Source organism: Streptomyces sp. BoleA5 (assembly GCF_000373665.1).
Lineage (GTDB): Bacteria > Actinomycetota > Actinomycetes > Streptomycetales > Streptomycetaceae > Actinacidiphila.
In genome coordinates this window covers 128966-150725 of the sequence record NZ_KB892135.1, presented here as the reverse complement: position 1 = coordinate 150725, position 21760 = coordinate 128966, and the positions used below count along the sequence as shown (strand labels likewise).

The window sequence follows — 21760 nt, the reverse complement described above, 5'->3', positions numbered from 1 at the left end:
GGTCAGCCCCGTGCCAGCAGGCCGCGGCTGCGCAGCACCGTACGCTCCAGCGGCGCGAACACCAGCAGCTCGATGCCGATGCCGACGACCAGGATCAGCAGGATCGCCGCCAGCACGCTCGGCATGTCGGACAGTTCACGGCCCTGCTCCAGCAACTGGCCCAGGCCCACGCCGAGGTCGGGGGAGGTGGCGATCAGCTCGGCGGCCATCAGGGAGCGCCAGGAGAAGGCCCAGCCCTGCTTGAGGCCCGCGAGGTACCCCGGCAGGGCGGCCGGCAGCAGTACGTGCCGCACCGCGTGGACACCTGTGGCGCCGATCGTACGGCCGGCCCGCAGGAACAGTGGCGGGATCTGGTCGACGCCCGCGACCAGGCCGTTGGCGATCGAGGGCACCGCGCCCAGCAGCACCACGCAGTAGATCGTGGCGTCCGACAGCCCGAACCAGATGATCGACGCGGGCACCCACGCCACCGACGGCAGCGACTGCAGACCCGACAGGATCGGCCCGATCGCGGCCCGGACCACCCGGACCCGCGCCACGAGCAGCCCGAGCGGCGTGCCGATCGCGACGGAGGCCACGAAGCCCAGCGCGCCGCGCGACAGGCTCGTCCAGACGTAGCCGAGCAGCGTGCCGTCGAGCCACTTGTCCTGCAGGGCGCGCCCGACCTCCGCCGGACCGGGCAGCTGGTAGTGCGGTTTGACCTCGAAGTGGTACGCGAGCTGCCACACCACCAGCACCAGGGCGATGGCGACGAGCGGGGGAACGGCCTTCTGCAGCAGCACGCGGGCCAGCGGCACGCGGGTGGCGGACCGGGTCTCCAGGGCGTCGAGGCCGGCCTCCAGCCCCGCGAGGTCGCCGGTGTGCGCGGTGTGCGCCTTCGTCTCAGTGCCGGCCATGTCGGCGGATCTCCCCCCGGAGGTGTTCGGTGATCTCCACGGAGAGCTCGGCGACCGCCGAGTCCTCGATGCGGCGCGGCTGCGGGATGTCGACCGTCCATTCCCGGGCGATCCGTCCCGGCCGCGAGGAGAGCAGCACGACGCGCTGGGCGAGCCGCACCGCCTCGCGGACGTTGTGGGTCACGAAGAGCACCGACAGGCGGGTCTCGGCCCAGATGCGGGTGAGCTCCTCGTGCAGGACGTCGCGCGTGATGGCGTCGAGCGCGGCGAACGGCTCGTCCATCAGCAGCAGCCGGCTGTCCTGCGCCAGCGCCCGGGCCAGCGCGACGCGCTGCCGCATGCCGCCGGACAGCTCGTGCACCCGCTTGCCGTACGCGCCCTTCAGCCGGACGAGCTCCAGCAGCCGCTCGGCCTCCGGGCGCCGCCCGGCGCGCGGCACGCCGCGCATGCGCAGGGCGAGTTCGATGTTCCTGCCCGCGGTGAGCCACGGGAACAGGGCGTGCTCCTGGAACATCAGGGCCGGGCGGCCGCCGGGGGTCTCGATGCCCCCGGCGGTCGTCCCGTCCAGCCCCGCGACCAGGTTGAGCAGTGTGGACTTGCCGCAGCCCGAGGCCCCCAGAAGGCAGACGAACTCGCCCGGGGCGACGTCGATGCTGATGTCGTCCAGCACGTGCGTCTCCGCGCCGGGACGGCCGAAGGACTTCGAGACGTGCTCGAGCCGTGCGGCGTACGGGGCCGCTTCGACCGTCACGGCGGGCTGCTTGGTGAGTGCGGTGGCCATGGCGTCACCTCCTGAGGGCTGGGGCTGCGGGCTTCATCTGTTCTGCCGGGCGTCAGCCGCCGAGACCGGCGTCGTCGATCCCGGTCTTGCCCACGCCCTTGAGGATCTTGTTGAGGAGCGACAGGTCGTAGATGCCCTTGAGGGCGGGCTTCTCCAGCAGGCCGGCGGTGACGGCGTGGTCGGCCTCGGTCTGCAGGGTGGACGCCAGCGGGTCGTCGACCACCTGGATGCTCTTCCACGCCGGGTCGATGACGTCGGCGGGCAGCGGCTTGCCGGAGAGCTTCTCCAGTTGGGCGTTGGCGTCGGCCTTCGCCTTGTCCGGGTTGGCGTTGATCCAGGCGTTGGTCTTCACCGAACCCCGCAGCACGGCCTCGACGACGTCCGGGTGCTCCTTGAGGAACGTCTGGGAGACGATCACGTTGGTGATGACGAACTTCTTGTCAGGCCACAGGTCGCTCTCGTCCAGGAGCACCTTCGCGCCCTCGGCGACCAGCTTGGAGGCGGTGGGCTCGGGCACCCACGCGCCGTCGATCGACCCGGTCTTGTAGGCGTCGGGTGTCACCTTGTTGTCCGTGCGGACCACGGAGACGTCGCCCTTGCCGCTGGTGGCGTCCACCTTCCAGCCCTGCTCGGAGATCCAGTTGAGGAAGGCCACGTCCTGGGTGTTGCCGAGCTGGGGGGTGGCGATCTTCTTGCCCTTGATGTCCTTCAGCGTCGTGATCTTCTCCGGGTTGACGACCAGTTTGACGCCGCCGGAGGCCGAACCGGAGATGATCCTCAGACTCTTGCCGCCGGACTTCGTCCAGCCGTTGACCGCCGGGGAGGGGCCGATCCAGCCGATGTCGATCGAACCGGCGTTGAGGGCCTCGATCTCGGCGGGCCCGGCGTTGAAGACCGACTCCTTGATCGTGGTGCCCGAGCCCAGCTCGTTGGCGAAGAAGCCCTCCTTCAGGCCCACCAGCGGAGTGGCGTGGGTGAGGTTCGCGAAGTAGCCGATCTTCACCGTCGAGGCGGACAGCTTCTTGCTGGTGCCGCTGCTCGCGGCCGCGTTGGTGGTGTCGTCCTTCTTCTCGGATCCGTAGCCGCAGGCGGCCAGGACCAGCAGGGGCAGAAGGGCGGCGCCCGCTGTGAGGCGGCGACGGGCGGACGTTCTCGGGGCGGTGGTGCGATCGGCAGTCACGGGAGGCGATCCTCTCGATGGCCCCGGCTCGCGCCCTCTAGGGCGCGCCGGGGTGGTGGCTGTCTGGTGGTCGTCGGTGCGGTGCCGCCTGCGCGGCGTGAGCGCGTTGCTCGGCCGGGGTCAGCGCGCACATCGCGTGACACCGCCCGTGCCGCTGCCCAGACAGCCGCTGCCGACGCGACCGCCCTCCTTGGCGAATCCCGCGAAGGCGTCGTCGAACGCCATCAGAAGTCCCACCCCTCGTCCTCGCCGGCCGCGTCCGCGGCGGCCGTGGCGGTGCGGGCGGCGAAGGCCTCGCCGGCCATGCCGGCGGTCAGCGTGGTGCCGTCCGCCGGGTCGATCAGCAGGAAGGAGCCGGTGAGCCGCGAGTCGGCGTACGCGTCCAGCGGCAGCGGCTCCGAGGTGCGCAGTACCACCGTGCCGATGTCGTTGACGCCGAACTCGCCCGGATCGTCCTGGTGCTCCAGCCCCCGGGTCAGGTCGATCCGGTACGGGAGCCGCTGCACGATCGCCTTGACCGTGCGCGTGCCGTGCTTCAGCAGCACGCGCACGCCGACCGCCAGCGGCCGCTCGTGCAGATGGCACACGGTCGCCTCGACCTCCCGGGTGGTCGCCGGGGCGGTGCCGGAGGGCGCGATCAGATCGCCGCGCGAGATGTCGAGATCGTCGCCGAGCAGCAGCGTCACCGACTGCGGGGCCCATGCCACGTCGACCGGGGCGCCGAGCAGGTCGATGCCGCTGATCGTGCTCGTCAGCCCGGACGGCAGCACCGTCACCGGGTCGCCGACCCGCAGCACGCCCGAGGCGATCCGCCCCGCGTAGCCGCGGTAGTCCGGGTGCTCGGCGGTCTGCGGGCGGATGACGTACTGCACGGGGAAGCGCGCCGGCTGCGCGCCGGGGTCGCTGCCGACGGGGACGGTCTCCAGGTGCTCCAGGATCGTCGGGCCGCCGTACCAGTCCATGTTCGCCGACGGTGTCACGACGTTGTCGCCGGCCAGCGCCGAGATGGGGATCGTGGTGATCTCCGGGACACCGATCGAGGCCGCGTACGCGGTGAACTCCTCGGCGATGGCCGCGAAGACCGGCTCCGACCAGTCGACGAGGTCCATCTTGTTGACCGCGAGCACCACGTGCGGCACCCGCAGCAGCGCGGCCACCGCCGCGTGCCGGCGGGTCTGCTCCACGACGCCGTTGCGGGCGTCGACCAGGACCACGGTCAGCTCGGCGGTCGAGGCGCCGGTCACCATGTTCCGCGTGTACTGCACGTGCCCCGGGGTGTCCGCCAGGATGAACCGCCGCCGCGGGGTGGCGAAGTAGCGGTAGGCCACGTCGATGGTGATGCCCTGTTCGCGCTCGGCGCGCAGGCCGTCGGTGAGCAGCGCCAGGTCCGGCGCGTCCTGCCCGCGGCGCGCGGAGGCGAGCTCGACGGCCTCCAACTGGTCGGCGAGCACCGACTTTGAGTCGTGCAGCAGCCGCCCCACCAGCGTGGACTTGCCGTCGTCGACGGAGCCCGCGGTGGCGAAGCGCAGCAGGGAGGTGGCCGAGAGCTGCTCGGCGGCGGTGGTACCGGTGGTCATGGCTAGAAGTACCCCTCGCGCTTGCGGTCTTCCATCGCGGCCTCGGAGAGCTTGTCGTCGGCCCGGGTGGCGCCCCGCTCGGTGAGCCGCGACGCGGCGATCTCGGCGATGACGGCGTCGATGCCGGCGGCGTCGGAGTCCACCGCGCCGGTGCAGGACATGTCGCCCACCGTGCGGTAGCGGACCAGACGGGTCTCCACCGTCTCGCCGTCCTTCGGACCGCCCCAGTCGCCCGCGGTCAGCCACATGCCGCCGCGCCGGAACACCTCGCGCTCGTGGGCGTAGTAGATCTCCGGAAGCTCGATCCCCTCACGGGCGATGTACTGCCACACGTCCAGCTCGGTCCAGTTGGACAGCGGGAAGACGCGCACGTGCTCGCCGGGGGCGTGCCGGCCGTTGTAGAGCTGCCACAGCTCGGGGCGCTGACGGCGCGGGTCCCACTGGGAGAACTCGTCACGCAGCGAGAACACCCGCTCCTTGGCACGGGCCTTCTCCTCGTCACGGCGGCCGCCGCCGAAGACGGCGTCGAAGCGGTGCTCCTGGATGGCCTCGGTCAGCGGCACCGTCTGCAGCGGGTTGCGGGTGCCGTCGGGGCGCTCGCGCAGCCGGCCGTCGTCGATGTAGTCCTGTACCGAGGCGACGTGCAGCCGCAGCGCGTGCTCGGCCACGGTGCGGTCCCGGTACTCCAGCACCTCGGGGAAGTTGTGGCCCGTGTCGACGTGCAGCAGCGAGAAGGGGACCGCCGCCGGGGCGAAGGCCTTCAGCGCCAGATGGAGCATGACGATGGAGTCCTTGCCGCCGGAGAAGAGGATCACCGGCCGCTCGAACTCGCCCGCCACCTCCCGGAAGATGTGCACCGCCTCCGACTCCAGCGCGTCCAGGTGCGACAGCGCGAAGGGTTTGCCGGTGCTCTCGTCGACCGCGACTACCGTGGTCACGCGAGTCCCCTTTCCACCAGCAGCGCCGTCAGCAGCGCCGCCGAGTCCTCGACGGTGTGGTCCTGGGTCTCGATCCGCAGATCGGGGATCTCGGGTGCCTCGTACGGGTCGTCGACACCGGTCAGCCCGGATATCTCGCCCGCGGCCTGCTTGGCGTACAGGCCCTTCACATCGCGTACGGAGCAGACCTCCACCGGCGTGGCCACGTGCACCTCCAGGTACGCCGTGCCCCGCGCCTCGTGGCGCTTGCGGACGGCCTCCCGGCTGTCGGCGTACGGCGCGATGACCGGGACCAGCACCTTGACCCCGTTGGAGGCGAGGAGTTCGGCGACGAAACCGATCCGCTGCACATTGGTGTGCCGGTCCTCGCGGCCGAAACCGAGGCCCGCGGAGAGGAACTCGCGGATCTCGTCGCCGTCCAGTACCTCCACGCGGTGCCCCTCGCCGCGCAGCCTTGCGGCCAGCGACCGGGCGATCGTGGTCTTGCCCGCGCTCGGCAGACCCGTGAGCCACACCGTGGTGCCCGCGTCCGTCACACTCATCCGCCCCTCCCGGGAGATCCGTTCCGTCGTCATCAGCCGTGCAGTCCGCACTCGGTCTTGCCCCGGCCCGCCCAGCGGCCGGCCCGGGCGTCCTCGCCCTCCAGCACCCGGCGGGTGCAGGGGGCGCAGCCGACCGAGGCGTAACCGTCCATGAGCAGCGGATTGGTGAGCACCCCGTGCTCGGCGACATAGGAGTCCACGTCGTCCTGCGTCCAGCGGGCGATGGGGGAGACCTTCACCTTGCCGCGCCGGGCGTCCCAGCCGACGACCGGGGTGCCGGCCCGGGTGGGGGACTCGTCGCGGCGCAGGCCGGTCGCCCAGGCGTCGTAGCCGGTCAGTCCCTCCTCCAGCGGCTTGACCTTGCGCAGCGCGCAGCACAGGTCGGGGTCGCGGTCGTGGAGCTTCGGCCCGTACTCGGCGTCCTGCTCGGCAACGGTCTGACGGGGGGTCAGCGTGATGACCCGCACGTCCATGACGGCGGCGACCGCGTCACGGGTGCCGATGGTCTCCGGGAAGTGGTAGCCGGTGTCGAGGAAGACGACGTCGACGCCCGGGGCGACGCGCGAGGCCAGATGGGCGACGACCGCGTCCTCCATCGAGGACGTGACGCAGAACCGCGAGCCGAAGATGCCCGTGGCCCAGCGCAGGATCTCGGGCGCCGGGGCGTCCTCCAGGTCACGGCCGGCCTGCTCGGCCAGCGTCCGCAGTTCGTCCGCGGTGTGCCGCTGCGCGGTGGTCACGAAGGGCCTCCCTCGCCGGTCCCGGTCCGCAGCCCCCGGGCCAGCAGGCCCAGGAACTTCAGCTGGAACGCGCGGTTGCACGACCGGCACTCCCAGGCGCCGTGCCCCTGCTCCGCGGGGTGAAGGTCCTCGTCCCCGCAGTAGGGGCAGTGGAAGGGTGCGGCACGCTCGCTCACGACAGCGCCTCCTCGCTCGCCCGCGTCACCCACTGCGCGAAGCGCTCGCCGTCCGTGCGCTCGGCCTGGAAGCGCTTCAGGACACGCTCGACGTAGTCGGGCAGCTCGTCCGCGGTGACCTTCAGGCCGCGGACCTTGCGGCCGAACCCGGCCTCCAGGCCCAGCGCGCCGCCCAGGTGCACCTGGTAGCCCTCCACCTGGCGGCCGTCGTCGTCCAGCACCAACTGGCCCTTGAGTCCGATGTCGGCGACCTGGATGCGGGCGCAGGCGTTGGGGCAGCCGTTGACGTTGATCGTGATCGGCTCGTCGAACTCGGGGAGCCTGCGTTCGAGTTCGTCGATCAGCGAGGAGCCGCGCGCCTTGGTCTCGACGATGGCCAGCTTGCAGAACTCGATGCCGGTGCAGGCCATCGTGCCGCGCCGGAAGGGGGAGGGCCGCACCTGCAGGTCCAGCGACTCCAGCCCCGCGACGAGCGAGTCGACGCGGTCGAGCTCCACGTCCAGCACGATCATCTTCTGCTCGACGGTGGTCCGCAGCCGGCCGGAGCCGTGCGCCTCGGCCAGCTCCGCGATCTTGCTGAGAGTGGCACCGTCCACCCGGCCGACGCGCGGCGCGAAGCCGACGTAGTAACGGCCGTCCTTCTGGCGGTGCACGCCCACGTGGTCCCGCCACTGCTGGACCGGCTGGTCGGGGGCGGGGCCGTCGGTCAGCGCGCGCCCCAGGTACTCGTCCTCCAGCACCCGGCGGAACTTCTCCACGCCCCAGTCGGCGACCAGGAACTTCAGCCGGGCGCGGTTGCGCAGCCGCCGGTAGCCGTAGTCGCGGAAGATCGAGATGACGCCCTCGAAGACGTCGGGGACCTCCTCCAGCGGCACCCACGCGCCCAGCCGGACACCGATCTTGGGGTTGGTGGACAGGCCGCCGCCGACCCACACGTCGAAGCCCGGGCCGTGCTCGGGGTGGCGGACGCCGACGAAGGCGACGTCGTTGATCTCGTGGGCCACGTCCAGCAGCGGCGAACCGGAGATCGCCGACTTGAACTTGCGGGGGAGGTTGGAGAACTCCTTGTTGCCGACGATGCGGCGGTGGGCCTCGTCGACGGCCCAGGTGCCGTCGACGATCTCGTCCTCGGCGATCCCGGCGACGGGCGAGCCGAGGATGACACGCGGGGTGTCGCCGCACGCCTCGGTGGTGGACAGGCCCACGGCCTCCAGCCGGCGCCAGATCTCGGCGACGTCTTCGATGCGGATCCAGTGCAGCTGGATGTTCTGCCGGTCGGTGATGTCGGCGGTGCCCCGGGCGAACTCCTGGGAGACCTCGCCGATGACGCGCAGCTGCTCGGTGGTGAGCCGGCCGCCGTCGACGCGGATGCGGAGCATGAAGAACTTGTCGTCCAGCTCCTCCGGCTCCAGGATCGCGGTCTTGCCGCCGTCGATCCCGGGCTTGCGCTGGGTGTACAGGCCCCACCAGCGCATGCGGCCGCGCAGGTCGGCGCCGTCGATCGCGTCGAAGCCGCGGTCCCGGTAGATCGTCTCAATGCGTGTCCGCACGTTGAGACCGTCGTCGTCCCGCTTGAACTGCTCGTTGGCGTTGAGCGGCGTCATGTGGCCGACCGCCCACTGGCCCTCGCCGCGGTGGCGGCCGACCTTGCGGCGCGGCGCGGCGGCGTTCGGCTGGTCAGGCGTGGAAGCCATGGAGATGCAGTCCTTCTGGCAGGCTGGAAAGAGTCGGTCGTAGCGCAAAGAGTCCCCATGGCCTGCGGATACGCCGGAACACCGCGAGCAGCGCATGGCGTGGGCGCTTCATCGCGCCCGCGAGACCGGGGACGGCCGGATCAGTCCTGGACGGGACGGCGGCGAGTGCTCAGCGCGCCTGACAGATGGCGCTGGACATGCGTCCGAGATCGACGTGCAGCCGACCTACCAAGGCGATTCCAGTGCGAGACATGTCGAAAGCGTGTCACGCGAATCTCGGGCCAGTCCACCGTTATCCATATGATGGACATCCGCATCCCGCATGGCGAGACGTCTGCTATGTCCGTCACCTGGCAGGGCTCGCCGGGCGCAGGAAATCTGCCGCGATGGCCCGGAATCCACCGTGCCCACGGGTCCCCACGTGCCGCAGCTTGTGGCCCGCCAGCGCCGAACCCAGCCGTACCCCCGCGCCGAGCAGCGCGCGGTCCGCGACCAGCGCCGCCAGCAGACCCGCCGCGAAGACGTCGCCCGCCCCGGTGGCGTCCTCGACCTCCCCGTCGGGCAGCGGACGGTGGGCGTAGCGCTCCACGGTGCCGGGGCGGTGCACCTCGATTCGGTCCGGGTACTTCACCACGGACACGCCCTCCCGCCCCTTCCGCACATGGCCGAGTCGCTCGAACTCCCGCCCGTTGACCAGCAGGTAGTCGCTCATCGCCGCCATGGCCAGCACATCGGCGGTCGGCTCCGCCGACCAGGCGTGCCCGGGGTCGAAGCTGATCAGCGTCCTCGGCGAACGCCGCCGCACCGCCGCCAGCAGCCGGTGCAGAGCCGCCCCGCCGTCCGGATCCAGGAACGAGGTGACGTGGACCGCCCGGGCCGCCGCCAGGTAGTCCGCGATCTCAGGGAAGCGCTCCCGCACATGGGCGGCGATCCGCGTGTTCGCACCGGTGTGGGTCAGCAGCGTGCGTTCCCCTCCGTCGTGCACGGACAGGCAGATCCCGCACAGCCGGTCCGGGTCCGTGGCCACCAGCCGCCGGTCGATGCCGAGCCCGTCGAGGACGGCGAGCGGGCCGGCCGCGCCCAACGGGTCCCGGCCGGCGACCCCCACGTAGCCGAGCCGCAGCCCCCGGCCCAGGCGCCCCAGCGCGTGGAGGGTGTTGAAGGCCGAGCCACCCGGCTCCGGCGTCAGCGGCACCCCCTCGTCGCGCAGCCACTCCAGGCCGGCGCGGACGGACGGTTCGTCGACCATGCGCTCGCCGCCGCTCTCCGGCGGCCGCCGCAGCCGCATGTGCGCGCCCAGCCGGGCCAGCACGGGGCTGCCGTTCAGGGCGGACGCCCCTGTGATGAGGTCCAGGTTGAGCGCCCCGACCCCGACCACGTCCATACCCGCCCCTTCCCTCCGGCCGGTCCCTACCGGGCTCCCGGCCAGGGCCCGGTCACGGGCCTCTTCTCCTCTTCCCCCGTCTCGGTGCGGAAGATGCGGAAGCCGCGCTTCTCGTAATTGGCCAGTGCGTGCGGCCCGTCCAGGCTGCAGGTGTGCACCCACACCCGCTTCGTCGGGGCGCGGTCCGGCAGGCGCTCCGCCAGGTCCCAGGCGCGGGCGATGCCCACGGAGAGCAGGTGCCCGCCGATCCGCCGGCCCCGGAAGGCGGGCAGCAGCCCGAAGTACGCGATCTCGACCTGGCCGTCGTCCTGCGGGTCCAGTTCGATGTAGCCGGCCGGGGTGTCCCGGTCGTACGCCACCCAGGTCTCCACGCCCGGGCGCTCCAGGAAGGCCCGCCACTGCTCGTACGACCACGGCAGGCGGTCCGTCCAGGCGCAGTCCGCGCCCACCGACGTGTAGAGGAATCGGCTGAACTCCGGGGACGGTACCTCGGCCCGCACGATGCGGACGCCCGACGTCGCGGGGTCCGGCTCCAGGGAGGGCCGCAGATCGGCGTGGGAGGTCTGCTCCAGGGACCACGTGGTCACCGTGACGCTAGTGCTCATGCGCCACATTCTGCGGCCTCGGCCCTGTCGTCAAAGTCCCTCCTGCCCCGCGCCGCCTGGCACGGCACCTCGCTGCGTTGTCGAATCGCCCGAGTAGCCCACTACGAGGACGATTCTCCGCCTTGCGATGCACCGCACCAGACGGCGCGGGGCCCGCCTCCGGGCGGCCGGAGCTACTTTGACGACACGACCTCGCGGGCCCGGCGGGTCCCCGGCTCGCTGCCGCGGCCCGTCGGGCCCGTCCCCTCACTTCCCGAACCGCGCCGCGCGCACCGCCGGCGCCGTCGAGTGCGGCAGCAGGTCCGCGGGGTGGTCGGGGCGCACCACCGCGACCTCGACGCCGTCGGCGAAGCGGTAGGGGCGGTGGTCGAGCACCCCGGCCAGGGTGCGGCGCAGGCGGGACATCTCGGCGCGCACCGTCACGGTGCGGGAGGGGTCGCCGAACAGGTCGCCGGCCAGTTCCGCGGCGCTGCGGCCGTCCCGGTGCAGGGCCAGCACGAAGAGCAGTTCGGCATGGCGCGGGCTGAGCTCCTGCGACCAGCCGCCGGTCGCACCGGAGACGCTCACCGTCCACGTACGGGGCCGGCCGAGGTCCAGCACGACGTGCCCGGCCCCGGGCGCCACCTCCTCCGGCGGGACGACCCGCACCAGCCACCCCCCCGGCAGCGGTTCCAGGGTGCAGGTGCCCAGCGCGGGCACCCAGGTGCGGCCGGCGATCGGCGCGGCGGGCAGCGTGATCCGTTCCACCGGCGGCATCCCGGTCACGGCGGCCGTCCAGCCGTTGGGATCGACGACCGCCGCCCGCCCCGGCATCCGGGCGAGCAGCGGGGCGGAGACCGAGCGCAGCCGGTCCACGGCCGCCCAGTGCAGGCTGCGCAGTTCGGCCTCGGCGACCTTGGTCACCGCGGTCACCAGCGACAGCACCGCGGGGTGCATGCCGGCCGCGGGCCCGCTGACGTCCACCGCGCCGAGCAGCCGCCCGTCGCGCGGGTCCATCAGCGGTGCCGCGGCGCAGGTCCACTGGTGGTGCACCCGTACGAAGTGCTCGGAGGAGTGCACCTGCACCGGCCGCCCGGTGACCAGGGCGGTGCCGATCGCGTTGGTGCCGACGGCCTCCTCCGACCACGAGGCGCCCTCCGAGAAGCCGAGCCGGTCCGCGCTCCTGCGGACGGCCAGGCTGCCGTCCCGCCACAGCACCCGCCCCTCGGCGTCGGTGACCACCATGATGTGCCGGGCCTCGTCGGCGACCGAGACCAGCCCGTCGCGCAGCGCGGGCATGACGTCGCCCAGCGGGGTACGGCGCCTGCGCACCTCGATCTCGTCGGCGGTCAGCATGCCGGCGTGACTGCCGTTGTCGGGGTCGACACCGAGGTCCAGGGCGCGCCGCCAGGAGTCCTGGATGACCGGTCTGGCCTCGGCGCCGCCCGATCCGCCGCCCAGCGCGGCGTCCCGCATCCCGGCCAGCAGCCGTGCGGAACGACGCGGTTCCTGGACGGACTGGACCGACAACGACCGTGCGTCGATCGGAACCTGGCTCATGGTGCTCCCCGCGTCCGTGTGCGCAGCGCTTTGCGCGCCCCGGCAGTGGCCGCGCCGGTTCTCCGCTGCCACACCATGTGCATATGGTGCCGTCGGGGCGGTCCCTCCGGTGGGATATCCGGCCAATACCTTGCAACTGTCTGCAACGGTTGCGAATATGCGCGCACTCGACGGACAGTGACGGCGCATCACGCTACTCGTACGGAACCCTGAATCCGTGCGACGGTGAGGCGAGACCGGGGGTGGTGCCGAGTCGGCGCGGCACCACCCTCCGCGGCGCGGCGGCGGAACGTTTCCCCGAGGGTCCCGGTCCTTCCGCCGGGACCGCGGGCGTACCGCCGCCGCACCCGCCCCTCACTCCCGCGGCTGTGCCCGCTCCACGATCGCCGCCAGGTCCAGGCCGCGCGGCAGCGTGCCGAAGGTCGCACCCCAGTCCCCGCCCAGCCGCGAGGCGCAGAAGGCGTCCGAGACCTCCACCGGGGCGAACCGCACCAGCAACGAACCCTGCAGCACCAGCGCCATCCGCTCCACCACCCGGCGCGCCCGCGCCTCGACGCCCTCCAGATCGGCCAGCTCCGTCAGCAGCGACGTGATCGCCTCGTCCAGCCGGTGGTCCGCGCCGCGCGCCCGGCCGATCTCGCCCAGGAAGGCGTTCAGCGCCCGCGGCTCCCGCTGCAGCACCCGCAGCACGTCCAGGGCCTGCACGTTGCCCGAGCCCTCCCACACCGAGTTCAGCGGCGACTCCCGGAACAGCCGCGGCAGCCCCGACTCCTCCACGTAGCCGTTGCCGCCCAGGCACTCCAGCGCCTCGGCCACCAGCGGCGCGCAGCGCTTGGTGACCCAGTACTTGGAGACCGCCACCGCCAGCCGACGGAAGTGCCGCTCGTGCTCGTCGTCCGCGTCGTACGCCGCCGCCAGCCGCAGCACGGTCGTGGTCGCCGCCTCCGACTCCAGCGCCAGGTCCGCCAGGACGTTCCGCATCAGCGGCTTGTCCACCAGCGGCCCGCCGAACGCGCCGCGGTGCCCCGCGTGGTGCACCGCCTGCGCCACCGCCTGCCGCATCAGCGCCGCCGAACCGGTCGCGCAGTCCAGCCGGGTGGCCGACACCATCTCGATGATGGTCGCGATCCCGCGCCCCTCCTCGCCGACCCGGCGCGCCCACGTCCCGTCGAACTCCACCTCCGCCGAGGCGTTGGAGCGGTTGCCCAGCTTGTCCTTGAGGCGCTGGATCAGGAAGACGTTGCGCGAGCCGTCCGGCAGCACCCGCGGCAGCAGGAAGCAGGTCAGCCCGCCGGGCGCCTGCGCCAGCACCAGGAAGGCGTCCGACATCGGCGCCGAGCAGAACCACTTGTGGCCGGTGAGCAGGTACGTGCCCTCCTCCGCCAGCGGCTCCGCGCGCGTGGTGGTGGCCCGCACGTCCGACCCGCCCTGCTTCTCGGTCATCCCCATCCCGAACAGCGCCCCGGGCTTCTCCCCCGGAGCCACCAGCCGCGGGTCGTACACCCGCGACCCCAGCCGGGGCTCCCACTCCCCGGCCAGCGCCGGGTCCGCCCGTAGCGCCGGCACCGCCGCGTGCGTCATCGACACCGGGCAGCCGTGCCCGGCCTCCGCCTGCGACCACACCAGGAAACCCGCAGCGCGCCGCAGGTGGCCGCCGGGGCGCGACCACGCGTCGGTCAGACCGGACGAGACCGCCCGCCCCAGCAGCCGGTGCCAGGCCGGGTGGAACTCGACCTCGTCGATCCGGTGCCCGTACCGGTCGTGGGTGCGCAGCACCGGCGGATTTGTGTCGGCGGCCTCCGCCCACCCCCGCGCCTGCGCCGAACCGGCGACCCGGCCGAGCTCGCCGAGCTCCCGGTCGACCTCCTCCCGGAGTTCGGGTGCGACGTGCCGCGCCACCCCCTCCACCAGGGCGGTGTCGGCGGCGTACACGTCATACCCGACCAGGGGCGGAGGCTGGTTGGTCACGGTGTGTGTGGGGGGACTCATGACGGTTACGGTAGGCGCGTGCAGGCAGCAGACGAAACACCCGAGCGGCCCAGGCGAGGCCGTCTCCACCGGGCGCGGGCCCTCTACCGGAACGTGTCCAAACGCAAGGTGGGCTGGCTGCTGCTCAAGGACACGGTCGACTCCTGCATGGAGTACCGCGTCACCGGACTCGCCGCCGAGGCCGCCTTCTTCGTGCTGCTGTCGCTTCCGCCGCTGCTGCTGAGCCTCGTCGGCGCCATCGGCTACGTCGACGGGATCATCGGCACCGACACGATCGGCAACATCCGCCGCAACATCCTCGACGCCGCGGCGACCGTACTGTCCGACAAGGGCGTCGACCAGCTGATGCGGCCCCTGGTCGACGACGTCTTCGGCGGCGGCCGGCCCGACGTGATCTCCATCGGCTTCGTCATCGCCCTGTGGTCCGGATCGCGCGCCCTCAACGTCTTCGTCGACACGATCACGATCATGTACGGGCTGGAGGGCAGGCGCGGCATCGTCAAGACGCGGCTGCTGGCCCTGCTCCTCTACATCGTCGCCCTGGTCATCGGCGCGGTCGTCATGCCGCTGATGGTCGTCGGACCGGACGCGGTGGTGTCGCTCCTGCCATGGAGCGAGGCCGTGATCCGGATACTGTACTGGCCGGTCGTCCTCGTGCTGTCGATCGCGTTCCTCACCACGCTCTACCACGTCTCCGTGCCGGTGAGATCGCCCTGGTACGAGGACATGCCGGGGGCGGCCGTCGCCCTGCTGATGTGGGTCCTGGGCAGCTTCGTGCTGCGCATCTACCTCACCCAGACCGTCGAGGGCCCGACCATCTACGGCTCGCTGGCCGCGCCCGTGGCCGTGCTGCTGTGGATCTTCGTGTCGGCCTTCGCGGTGCTCGTCGGAGCGGCCGTGAACGCGGCCATCGACCGGGTGTGGCCGTCGATCGAGACCGCGGCCGCCCGCGAGGAGAACGCCCGGGCCAGGGAACGCGCCGCCGCCGACCTCGTCGCCGAGGCCGCCGCCCGCCGCGCCGCGTTCGAGTCCGGTCCGGACGACGAGGTCGGCCCGGAGGACCCGCCCGCCGAATTCCCCGAGCGCTGGGCGGGCTTCCTTCCGCCGGAGGACGTACGGTCCCGGCTGCGCGGCCGCCGCCCCCCGGGCAAGGACGGCGGCAGGCAGCCGCGCGGCTGACACGGACCCGGCGCGGTGCCGGTGGCCGGGTGGCCGGTGTCATGCTGGGACGGTGTACCGGGAACGGACCTCGACGGTGCCGGGTGCCGTGCTGTGGACGAAGACAGCGGGTGCCGGGGCGGCCCGCGTGCTGCCCGACGGCTGCATCGACCTGATCTGGGGCGAGGACACCGGGCTCTTCGCGGCGGGGCCCGACACCACCGCCCATCTCTCCGGCAGCCCGCCCGGCACGCGCTACGCGGGGCTGCGCTTCGCCCCCGGCGTCGGGCCGGCCTTGTTCGGAGTGCCGGCGCACGAACTGCGCGACCGCCGCGTGCCGCTGGACGCACTGTGGCCCGGCGCCGAGGCACGCCGGCTCACCGAGCGTGTGACCGCGGCCGCCGACCCCGCCGCCGCCCTGGAGTCCCTGGTGCTCGCGCGCGACGTCCGGCACGCGGCGCCCCCGTGGGGCCCGGGGATCGCCGCGAGCCTGGCGGCCGGCGCCCGCGTCGGCACGGTCGCGGAGGACACCGGGCTCAGCGAACGCCAGCTCCACCGCCGCTGCCTGGACGCCTTCGGCTACGGCCCCAAGACCCTGGCCCGCATCCTGCGCCTCCAGCGCGCCCTGGAGCTGGCACGGAACGGCCACGCCTTCGCGGAGGTCGCCGTCCGCGCGGGCTACGCGGACCAGGCCCATCTGGCCCGCGACGTCCGCGCCCTCGCCGGCGTCCCGCTCGGCGAACTGCTCTAGGCGGCGGGCGCCGCGCCGGCGGTTCGCGCCCTTCGGGCGCGAGACGAACCCGCACCCACCCACTCGCAGGTATCCGCTAGGAGAACCTCGCGAAGAGGTCGACCGGGTTCCCGTCCGGGTCCAGGACCACGGCGTACCGCATCCCCCAGGGCGCGTCGAAGGGCTTCAGATGCCCCACGTACCCGGCCCCGGTCAGCTCGGCGAACGTCTCGTCCACCTCCTCCGGCGCGTCACAGGCGAAGGCCAGCGCCATCCGGTGACCGCCCTGCGGCGGCTCCCACGAGGGGTCGAAGGAGCGGACGATCTCCACCGTGTCCCACGCCATCCGCAGTCCCCCGGGCAGCGCCGCCTCCACGTGCGGCTCCGCCTCCGCCCCGGCGGGGATCTCCAGCCCCAGCCTGCGGTAGAAGGCCAGTGAGGCGGCCATGTCGGCCACGACGATCTCGACGACATCGAAACGAAGAGTCATGCCGCAACCGTAGGCGCGCCCCGCCCGGCCCGTCTTGAACGAATCGGACACGCACTGTGCCGGTCGGCGCGGCTCAGCGCCGGTCAGCGTCGGGAGACGGCCGGGGCGTCCTCCGCGGGGTCGCCGAGCGGGGTGGCCGAGACGGACCGGGACTGGCGGGCGGTGGAGGCGGCGCGTCCCGGGTCGGTGGAGCCGGTGCGGCGCGGGTCGGGGGAGCCGGTGCGGCGGTCCGGGCCGTGGCTCTCGGACGGCTCCGGGACGGGGGACGTCGTCGGGGGCGGCGAAGGCGGCGGGTCGGCCGCCGGGGGGACGGACACCGCGGGCACGTTCGGTCCGACAGCGGGGTCCCGCCCCGGGGAGGACAGCAGATGCAGGGGTACGGCGACCGCCGCCGCCACCGCCAGGGACACCCCCGCTCCCGCGGCGGTCCGCAGCAGCCTGCGCCGCGCCGCCGCGCGGCGGACCTCGCGGAAGCGGCCGGGCGGCGGCCCGAGGAGCACCGTGCCGGGACCGAGCAGGGCGCTCAGCTCGGGGTCGCGTTCCTCGTCCGGACCGTCAATGGGTGTGATCAAGGCTTCTCCTGAGTCCGGCTCGCAGCATTTCCCTGGCCGCGTGGAGGTCGGCCTTCACGGTTCCTTCCTTCCGTCCCGTCGCGGCCGCCACCTCCCGGACCGGCATATCGGCGTAGTAGTGGAGCAGGATGGGCACCCGCAGCCGCTCGGGCAGCGACTGGACGAGCATCCGCACCGAGGGGTCGGTCTGCCCGTCGCGCCCCCCGCCCTGCCCGTCGACGAGGACCTCCGCGGTGGCACGACGCATGGCCCGGCGTTCGCGCTCCACCTTCCGCCAGTGGTCGCGCACGATGTTGGCGGCGGTGACGTAGAGGAAGCCGCGCGGTTCGTCCACGCTCGTCCAGCGGGCCCACAACCGGGTGAAGGCCTCCGAGGCGATCTCGTGGGCCGTCTCGTCGTCGTCGACCAGCCGCCGGCACCAGCCGGCCAGGCGCGGGTACAGGGCGGCGAACAGTTCGGACGCCGCTTCGTCCCGGGAAGACCGTTTCAACACTCTCCACATTCCGTCGTTCATCTTGCCGCAGGCGTGCCGGCGGGCGGCCGGACGGGGGCGTGCAGCCCACCGGCCCGGCCGCCCGGCGGCTAGTCGCGGCCCGCCGGGGCCAGGGAGGCGTACACCACGACGTTGTCGCGGTATCCGCTCCCGTCGGCGGTGCGGGGGCCGCCGCAGGTGATCAGACGCAGCTCGGGGCGGTCCACGTCGCCGTAGACCTCCTCGGTCGGGAACCGCGCCTTGGCCACCGTCTGCACCCGGTCCACGGTGAACCGCGCGGACGCGCCGTCCCGCAGCCCGGCCACGACCCGGTCGCCCGGGCGCAGCCGTGCCAGGTCCCGGAAGACCCCGTCGCCGAAGCGGCCGACGGTGACGTGGGCCAGCAGCACCGACGGGCCGAGCTGCCCCGGCGTGGGGGAGTGGCGGTACCAGCCGGCGGGCGAGTGGCGCGCCACCGGCGGGACCTCCACCGTGCCGTCCGGGGCCAGTCCCAGCTCCATGACCGGGGTGTCGACCCCGATCGCCGGGATCCGCAGCCGCACCGGCACCGAGCGGGCGAGCGGAGGCGGCGGGGACGGATGCGTCCGGGCGGCCAAGGGCGGCGCGGAGACGACGGGCGGCGCGGCGACGGGACCGTCACCGGACCCGCCCGCGCATCCGCCGGCCCAGGGCAGGACCGCCAGGACCGCGACGGCCGCGACCCACCTCGCGCCCGGGGTCATCCGGCGGTCGTGCGCCTGCGTCGCGCCACCACGAACGTGCCGCCGGCCAGGAGCAGCAGGCCGCCCGCGGCCGCCGTCACCACCGAGCCGTCGGGACCCTGCGCGGCGGCCGGGGACTGCACGCCGGTGTCGGGCGCGCCCGCCGGCACCGTGCCGACCTGGCGGGGGGACGGTGCGGCGGACGGCTCCGCCGACGGCGCCTCGGCGGGCGCGCTGCTGCGGGCCGGCGCGGGCCGGGTGCTCGGCCCGTCGGCGAACGCGGGCGCCGTCCCCGCCAGCACCGCGGTGCACGCCAGGGCAGCGGCGGTGAGAACACTCCTGCGCATGTGTCGATCTCCTTCGTCTCCCGCCCGTGCCCCGGGGCGGGGCACGGGCGGGCTCTGGCAACTGATCGGGCGGAGAGACGAGGCGGCCCCGCAGCCGGTTGTAAAGAACGGGCAAAGTCGCTTTCGTGGGGCCCCCGGTGAACGGCGGGCGAAGCCGCGGCGACCGCCCGGAGCCGCCGACCGGCCGGGCGTCACGGTTGGGCAACACCCGGTTCACCGCCGCAGCCGTACGTCCCGGCGTGCGCATCATGAGATCCGGGTGGGGATGTCAAAGGGGGCGGGCAACGGTGGAGTTCACGGTGGAGCGGACGCTCCGGAGACGGGGCCGGCGGTGGCTGACCGGGGGCCTGGCCGCGATCGGGGCGGCCGTGGTGTGGCTGGTCGCCTCGCGGAGCGCGGCGGCGCCCCTGGTGGTCGGGTTCCTGGCGGGCGTCGCGGCCTGGAGCGGTGCGAGGGACCTGCGGAGGGCGCGGCGGCCGTTCCGGCTGCGGGTCGACGCGTTCGGCATCACGCTGCAGGACGCGGAACTCGCCTGGGAGCAGATCGACGCGGTCTCGCTGTGGCACGTCCCGAACACCGGTGAGGACAGCGAGACCACCACGCCGCCCAAGCCGCGGCTCACCCTGTGGACGGCGCCCGGCGTCGCCTTCCCCCGCGAGCCAGACCGCGCCCGCGGCGCCCGGCCGCGTTACACGCTCGTCGACTGCGAGGACCTCGACCAGAGCGTCTCCGAACTGACCGCCGTGCTCGCCGAGCACGGCGGCGCCGCCTTCGAGACCGCGCCGCGCGCCGTGCGCCCGCCGATCCCGGTGACCGTCTCGGGACCGGAACTGCGCGTGCCAGGCGGGGAGCGGCAGTTCGTCGACGGGCGGCGGGCCGGCACCTGGACGCTGGTCTGGGCGGCGCTCGCCCTCGTCCTCGGCTACTCGTTCTGGGAACTCGTCCACGGCCGAACCGTCGGCCCCGAGCCCTTCACCGCCTTCGGGCCGCTGGGCGCGATCGGCTGCTGCTGTCTGACGGGGCGGTCGTACCGGCGCTGGCGCAGGCCGCTGAGGCTGCGCGTCGGACCCGCCGGGATCGGGATGCGCGAGGTGACCCGCGAGGAGTCGTTCTTCCCCTGGCAGGACATCGCCGCCGTCACGGTGGGCCGCCCGCCGGCCACCGGCGACACCCGCCCGTGGCTGGTGGTGTGGCCGCTGCCCGGCAGCCGTCCGCACGACAACCCCTCCTACCTGGTCGACGGCCACAAGGCCTTCGCCCTGGTGCGCCTCGACCGGCTGCCCGGCGGGGCGGAGGCCGTCGTCCCGGTGGTGCGGGAGTACGCGGGGGAGCGCTACGCCGAGACGGCGTGAGCCGCCGGCGGAAAACCGGTTGCGGGGTCTCCCGGGGCACCGGCTAGGGTGTCCCCGTCAGACCGCGAGTGAACCGGGAGGTGTTGGAGAGATGACTGTCGCCGTGATGGGCGCTGCCCGCATCCAGAAGATCATCAACCTCACCTCAGCGGTCGCCGGCTGACCCGGCCCGTCGCGAAGCACCCGACGGCGCAACCCCGTGCGACCGCCCTCCCGAAGGGCTCTCCTCCGTTGACCAACGGATCCGTCCCGCAGCCGTCCACCGCGCTCACCGCCTACGGCTGGGACTCCGCATTCGACTCCGACTTCGCCGTCCACGCGGAGCGGGGACTCACACCCGGCCGCATCGTCCGCGTCGACCGCGGGCTGTGCGACGTCGTCCTCCCCGACGGCACGGGCGGTCTGAGGACCGTACGCGCCGACACCGAGGACGTCTTCACCCGCGACCCCATGAAGGTCGCCTGCACCGGCGACTGGGCCGCCGTCGACGAGACGCCGGACGCCGGCCCCGCGGTACGCGCCCTGCTGCCGCGCCGCACCACCTTCGTCCGCTCCACCTCCTCCAAGCGCTCCGAGGGACAGGTCCTCGCGGCCAACGTCGACGTGGCGGTCATCGCCGTGTCGATCGCCGCGGAACTCGACCTCGGGCGGCTGGAACGCTTCGTGTCGCTGGCGTGGACCAGCGGCGCGCAGCCGCTGGTCGTCCTCACCAAGGCCGACCTCGTCGACGAGCCCGCGCACCTGCTGGACGACGCCCGAAGCGCCGCGCCCGGCGTGGAGGTCCTGGTCGTCAGCGCGGCCACCGGCCACGGCGTGCCGGAGGTGGCGACGGCACTGGCCGGGACCACGTCCGTGCTGCTCGGGCAGTCGGGCGCGGGCAAGTCCACGCTGACCAACGCCCTGCTGGGCCGTGTGGTCCAGGAGGTGCAGGCCATCCGCGACAGCGACGGCAAGGGCCGGCACACCACGACCACCCGCGACCTGCTGCCGCTGCCGGGCGGCGGGGTGATCATCGACACCCCGGGGCTGCGCGGGGTCGGACTGTACGACGCCGACGCCGGTCTCACCCAGACGTTCTCCGACATCGAGGCACTGGCCGGCGCGTGCCGCTTCCAGGACTGCTCCCACGATTCCGAACCCGGCTGCGCGGTGCTCGCCGCACTGGACGACGGCACCCTGACCCATCGCCGGCTCGACAGCTACCGCAAGCTGCTCCGTGAGAACGCGTGGATCGCCTCCCGCACCGACGCCCGGCTCCGCGCCGAGATGCGGCGCGAGTGGAAACTGCGCTCCGCCGCGGGGCGCGAGATGTACGAGCGCAAGCGCGGCGGCGGCCACCGCAAGGTGTACTGACCGGACCCGGCCCGGCTCCCCGGCAGGGAGCCGGGCCGGCGGTCATCCGGCTCCGTTGTGGCGCTCGCCCCCGCCGCGGCGCAGGGTCAGCGGGCTGCCCTCGTGCCAGAAGGTGTAGACGATGCTGCCGAGGCCGAGCGCGACGATGACGACGCCGAGGACGATCGAGTAGACCATGGCTCCTCCAGCCCGTTCGGGGTGCGCTTTACCGCACCTTCACCTTCGATGTCCGAACGTGACCTTCCCGTGGCCGTACCGTCTCACACGCGCGACGGCCCAACTCACAGTCGCACGGCCCGGGTTGTACGCATCTGCGGCTCATTTCGGCGGCAGGCGGCCCGCGGCGACGATCCCGGCGTACCCCAGCGGGCACTGTCCTTGGGCGTGCGGCGCCGGCGACCCTACTCGACGCCCACACCATCCAGTTCGGATCCGGGGCAAGCGCCGGTTCGGCCGCTCGCCGAAGGACGGGGGTGCGCCCTCACCCCTCGCGCTCGCCGTGACGCAGGCAAGCCCTGCGGGG

Annotated in this window: 24 protein-coding genes; 4 read left to right on the top strand and 20 right to left on the bottom strand. The window is 73.3% G+C overall.

Translation table 11 applies throughout. The features are described from left to right. Window positions 1-2: 2 nt before the first annotated feature. The 14 genes from B085_RS0134395 to B085_RS0134330 form a co-directional block, all read right to left on the bottom strand. Window positions 3-896, bottom strand: coding sequence for an ABC transporter permease (locus B085_RS0134395; protein WP_018563147.1), 894 nt, complete (start codon window positions 894-896; stop codon window positions 3-5). Then, entirely contained in the window at window positions 883-1677 is a 795-nt protein-coding gene (locus B085_RS0134390) for an ABC transporter ATP-binding protein (RefSeq protein WP_018563146.1), read from the bottom strand. Before B085_RS0134390 ends, B085_RS0134395 begins: the two co-directional genes overlap by 14 nt. 52 nt (window positions 1678-1729) lie before the next feature. Then, complete coding sequence (locus B085_RS0134385) at window positions 1730-2857, bottom strand: ABC transporter substrate-binding protein (protein ID WP_018563145.1); 1128 nt, start codon at window positions 2855-2857, stop codon at window positions 1730-1732. Window positions 2858-3081: 224 nt separating this feature from the next. Beyond that, the gene (locus tag B085_RS0134375) at window positions 3082-4434 is read right to left on the bottom strand and encodes a sulfate adenylyltransferase subunit 1 (protein ID WP_018563143.1); all 1353 of its coding nucleotides are present in this window, start codon (window positions 4432-4434) and stop codon (window positions 3082-3084) included. Window positions 4435-4436: 2 nt separating this feature from the next. Next, window positions 4437-5372, bottom strand: coding sequence for a sulfate adenylyltransferase subunit CysD (cysD, locus tag B085_RS0134370; RefSeq protein ID WP_018563142.1), 936 nt, complete (start codon window positions 5370-5372; stop codon window positions 4437-4439). Next, a complete protein-coding gene (cysC, locus tag B085_RS0134365; protein WP_026251736.1) occupies window positions 5369-5914 on the bottom strand; it encodes an adenylyl-sulfate kinase in 546 nt (181 codons plus the stop codon). Before cysC ends, cysD begins: the two co-directional genes overlap by 4 nt. Window positions 5915-5946: 32 nt before the next feature. After that, complete coding sequence (locus B085_RS0134360) at window positions 5947-6654, bottom strand: phosphoadenylyl-sulfate reductase (protein ID WP_018563140.1); 708 nt, start codon at window positions 6652-6654, stop codon at window positions 5947-5949. Beyond that, window positions 6651-6830, bottom strand: coding sequence for a hypothetical protein (locus B085_RS0134355; protein ID WP_018563139.1), 180 nt, complete (start codon window positions 6828-6830; stop codon window positions 6651-6653). Before B085_RS0134355 ends, B085_RS0134360 begins: the two co-directional genes overlap by 4 nt. Continuing rightward, complete coding sequence (locus tag B085_RS0134350) at window positions 6827-8524, bottom strand: nitrite/sulfite reductase (protein ID WP_018563138.1); 1698 nt, start codon at window positions 8522-8524, stop codon at window positions 6827-6829. The genes B085_RS0134355 and B085_RS0134350 overlap by 4 nt, the downstream gene beginning before the upstream one ends. Window positions 8525-8693: 169 nt before the next feature. Then, window positions 8694-8777: a putative leader peptide gene (locus B085_RS51745; RefSeq protein ID WP_324603893.1), complete on the bottom strand. Its 84-nt coding sequence runs from the start codon at window positions 8775-8777 to the stop codon at window positions 8694-8696. Window positions 8778-8870: 93 nt separating this feature from the next. Continuing rightward, the gene (locus B085_RS44735) at window positions 8871-9908 is read right to left on the bottom strand and encodes a carbohydrate kinase family protein (protein WP_018563137.1); all 1038 of its coding nucleotides are present in this window, start codon (window positions 9906-9908) and stop codon (window positions 8871-8873) included. 26 nt (window positions 9909-9934) lie between these two features. Next, the gene (locus tag B085_RS0134340) at window positions 9935-10513 is read right to left on the bottom strand and encodes a GNAT family N-acetyltransferase (protein ID WP_026251735.1); all 579 of its coding nucleotides are present in this window, start codon (window positions 10511-10513) and stop codon (window positions 9935-9937) included. A gap of 246 nt (window positions 10514-10759) precedes the next feature. Beyond that, window positions 10760-12052, bottom strand: a complete 1293-nt coding sequence (locus B085_RS0134335) for a helix-turn-helix domain-containing protein (RefSeq protein WP_018563135.1) — start codon at window positions 12050-12052, stop codon at window positions 10760-10762. Between the two features lie 354 nt (window positions 12053-12406). Beyond that, entirely contained in the window at window positions 12407-14041 is a 1635-nt protein-coding gene (locus tag B085_RS0134330) for an acyl-CoA dehydrogenase family protein (RefSeq protein ID WP_026251734.1), read from the bottom strand. Between the two features lie 18 nt (window positions 14042-14059). Here B085_RS0134330 and B085_RS0134325 point away from each other — a divergent pair, with 18 nt between their 5' ends. Both B085_RS0134325 and B085_RS0134320 read left to right on the top strand, forming a co-directional pair. Then, a complete protein-coding gene (locus B085_RS0134325; RefSeq protein ID WP_026251733.1) occupies window positions 14060-15220 on the top strand; it encodes a YihY/virulence factor BrkB family protein in 1161 nt (386 codons plus the stop codon). Between the two features lie 52 nt (window positions 15221-15272). Beyond that, window positions 15273-15950 carry a helix-turn-helix transcriptional regulator gene (locus tag B085_RS0134320; protein WP_018563132.1) on the top strand — a complete coding sequence of 226 codons (678 nt, stop codon included), beginning with the start codon at window positions 15273-15275 and terminating at the stop codon, window positions 15948-15950. 76 nt (window positions 15951-16026) lie between these two features. On the opposite strand, the gene B085_RS0134315 is transcribed toward B085_RS0134320, so the two are convergent. The 5 genes from B085_RS0134315 to B085_RS0134295 all read right to left on the bottom strand — a co-directional run bounded on the left by B085_RS0134315 (window position 16027) and on the right by B085_RS0134295 (window position 18532). Then, window positions 16027-16419 (bottom strand): VOC family protein, encoded by a 393-nt coding sequence (locus tag B085_RS0134315; RefSeq protein WP_018563131.1) that lies wholly within the window; start codon window positions 16417-16419, stop codon window positions 16027-16029. A gap of 83 nt (window positions 16420-16502) precedes the next feature. Continuing rightward, window positions 16503-16991, bottom strand: coding sequence for a hypothetical protein (locus tag B085_RS44730; protein WP_063741123.1), 489 nt, complete (start codon window positions 16989-16991; stop codon window positions 16503-16505). After that, window positions 16975-17493 carry an RNA polymerase sigma factor gene (locus B085_RS0134305; RefSeq protein WP_420706637.1) on the bottom strand — a complete coding sequence of 173 codons (519 nt, stop codon included), beginning with the start codon at window positions 17491-17493 and terminating at the stop codon, window positions 16975-16977. The genes B085_RS44730 and B085_RS0134305 overlap by 17 nt, the downstream gene beginning before the upstream one ends. Before the next feature lie 80 nt (window positions 17494-17573). Then, on the bottom strand, window positions 17574-18206 hold the full coding sequence (locus tag B085_RS0134300) for a class F sortase (RefSeq protein ID WP_018563129.1): 633 nt from the start codon (window positions 18204-18206) through the stop codon (window positions 17574-17576). After that, window positions 18203-18532 (bottom strand): LPXTG cell wall anchor domain-containing protein, encoded by a 330-nt coding sequence (locus tag B085_RS0134295; RefSeq protein WP_018563128.1) that lies wholly within the window; start codon window positions 18530-18532, stop codon window positions 18203-18205. Before B085_RS0134295 ends, B085_RS0134300 begins: the two co-directional genes overlap by 4 nt. A gap of 287 nt (window positions 18533-18819) precedes the next feature. Between B085_RS0134295 and B085_RS0134290 the strand changes: the two genes are divergently transcribed. Both B085_RS0134290 and rsgA read left to right on the top strand, forming a co-directional pair. After that, window positions 18820-19884, top strand: a complete 1065-nt coding sequence (locus tag B085_RS0134290) for a hypothetical protein (protein WP_018563127.1) — start codon at window positions 18820-18822, stop codon at window positions 19882-19884. A gap of 231 nt (window positions 19885-20115) precedes the next feature. Further along, window positions 20116-21237, top strand: a complete 1122-nt coding sequence (gene rsgA / locus B085_RS0134285) for a ribosome small subunit-dependent GTPase A (RefSeq protein ID WP_018563126.1) — start codon at window positions 20116-20118, stop codon at window positions 21235-21237. Between the two features lie 42 nt (window positions 21238-21279). Here the strand turns inward: rsgA and B085_RS51540 are convergent, their stop codons facing one another. Further along, window positions 21280-21414: a hypothetical protein gene (locus B085_RS51540; RefSeq protein ID WP_018563125.1), complete on the bottom strand. Its 135-nt coding sequence runs from the start codon at window positions 21412-21414 to the stop codon at window positions 21280-21282. Window positions 21415-21760 lie beyond the last annotated feature (346 nt).